Origin of the sequence: Labrys sedimenti, from assembly GCF_034424805.1 — a bacterium.
GTDB lineage: Bacteria > Pseudomonadota > Alphaproteobacteria > Rhizobiales > Labraceae > Labrys > Labrys sedimenti.
The window spans coordinates 1-1,994 of record NZ_JAXOUF010000064.1 but is presented as its reverse complement, the minus strand read 5'-3'; the positions used below and the strand labels follow the sequence as shown (position 1 = coordinate 1,994).

The following is a 1,994-nucleotide window of genomic DNA, read 5'->3' as shown; positions in this document are numbered from 1 at the left end:
TCATGACTGGGGTGAAGTCGTAACAAGGTAGCCGTAGGGGAACCTGCGGCTGGATCACCTCCTTAATCGAAGATGTCAGCTTGCTGACAAGCTCCCACACGAATTGCTTGATTCACTGATAGAAGAGCAATTGAGTTAGATAGACTCAAGGTAAGACGATTGGGTCTGTAGCTCAGTTGGTTAGAGCGCACCCCTGATAAGGGTGAGGTCGGCAGTTCGAATCTGCCCAGACCCACCAATTTTGTTATGGGGCCATAGCTCAGCTGGGAGAGCGCCTGCCTTGCACGCAGGAGGTCAGGAGTTCGATCCTCCTTGGCTCCACCATCTCCACCTGGTCGATAACACGATTGCTTGAAAAGCTCAGAAGTGAGTGTTCGCTTGGCGAATCCTGACTTCTGGTCTTTGATCAGAACTGTTCTTTAAAAAATTGGGAAAGTGATAGAAGTAGACACATTGACTGTTTTCACTGGCAGTCGATGTCGTCAAGGTAAAATCTTGCGAACTCAAGCGCAAGTTTTCGGCGAAATGTCGTCTTCACTCATCTAACGCTTTGCAGATCGGTAGCGTCCTTGTGACGTCAGCGAGATTGCTTGGGGTTATATGGTCAAGTGAAGAAGCGCATACGGTGGATGCCTTGGCAGTCAGAGGCGATGAAAGACGTGATAGCCTGCGATAAGCTTCGGTGAGGTGGCAAATGACCTGTGACCCGGAGATCTCTGAATGGGGGAACCCACCTAGCATAAGCTAGGTATCTTAACCTGAATCCATAGGGTTAAGAGGCGAACCAGGGGAACTGAAACATCTAAGTACCCTGAGGAAAAGAAATCAACCGAGATTCCCTTAGTAGTGGCGAGCGAACGGGGACCAGCCCTTAAGTTGATTTGAGAGTAGCGGAACGCTCTGGAAAGTGCGGCCATAGTGGGTGATAGCCCTGTACGCGAAACGCTCTTATCAATGAAATCGAGTAGGACGGGGCACGAGAAACCCTGTCTGAATATGGGGGGACCATCCTCCAAGGCTAAATACTCCTGACTGACCGATAGTGAACCAGTACCGTGAGGGAAAGGCGAAAAGAACCCCGGAGAGGGGAGTGAAATAGAACCTGAAACCGTATGCGTACAAGCAGTGGGAGCCTACTTTGTTAGGTGACTGCGTACCTTTTGTATAATGGGTCAGCGACTTATTTTCAGTGGCGAGCTTAACCGAATAGGGGAGGCGTAGCGAAAGCGAGTCTTAATAGGGCGTCTAGTCGCTGGGAATAGACCCGAAACCGGGCGATCTATCCATGAGCAGGTTGAAGGTTAGGTAACACTGACTGGAGGACCGAACCCACTTCCGTTGAAAAGGCAGGGGATGACTTGTGGATCGGAGTGAAAGGCTAATCAAGCTCGGAGATAGCTGGTTCTCCTCGAAAGCTATTTAGGTAGCGCCTCATGTATCACTGTAGGGGGTAGAGCACTGTTTCGGCTAGGGGGTCATCCCGACTTACCAAACCGATGCAAACTCCGAATACCTACAAGTGCCGAGCATGGGAGACACACGGCGGGTGCTAACGTCCGTCGTGAAAAGGGAAACAACCCAGACCGTCAGCTAAGGTCCCAAAGTTATGGTTAAGTGGGAAACGATGTGGGAAGGCTTAGACAGCTAGGAGGTTGGCTTAGAAGCAGCCACCCTTTAAAGAAAGCGTAATAGCTCACTAGTCGAGTCGGCCTGCGCGGAAGATGTAACGGGGCTCAAACCATACACCGAAGCTACGGGTATCACGTAAGTGATGCGGTAGAGGAGCGTTCTGTAAGCCTGTGAAGGTGAGTTGAGAAGCTTGCTGGAGGTATCAGAAGTGCGAATGCTGACATGAGTAACGACAATGCGAGTGAAAAACTCGCACGCCGAAAGACCAAGGGTTCCTGCGCAACGTTAATCGACGCAGGGTGAGTCGGTCCCTAAGGCGAGGCTGAAAGGCGTAGTCGATGGGAAACGGGTTAATATTCCCGTAC

Annotated in this window: 2 tRNA genes and 2 rRNA genes; all 4 read left to right on the top strand. The window is 50.9% G+C overall.

Annotation, left to right across the window (positions count from 1 at the left end):
* Positions 1 to 65, top strand: a 16S ribosomal RNA gene (locus tag U1R88_RS35365); the annotation flags it as partial.
* 96 nt (positions 66 to 161) lie between these two features.
* Positions 162 to 238, top strand: a tRNA-Ile gene (locus U1R88_RS35360).
* Positions 239 to 248: 10 nt separating this feature from the next.
* Positions 249 to 324: transfer RNA gene (locus U1R88_RS35355), tRNA-Ala, on the top strand.
* A 278-nt stretch (positions 325 to 602) separates the two neighbouring features.
* Positions 603 to 1,994 (top strand): 23S ribosomal RNA (locus tag U1R88_RS35350); the annotation flags it as partial.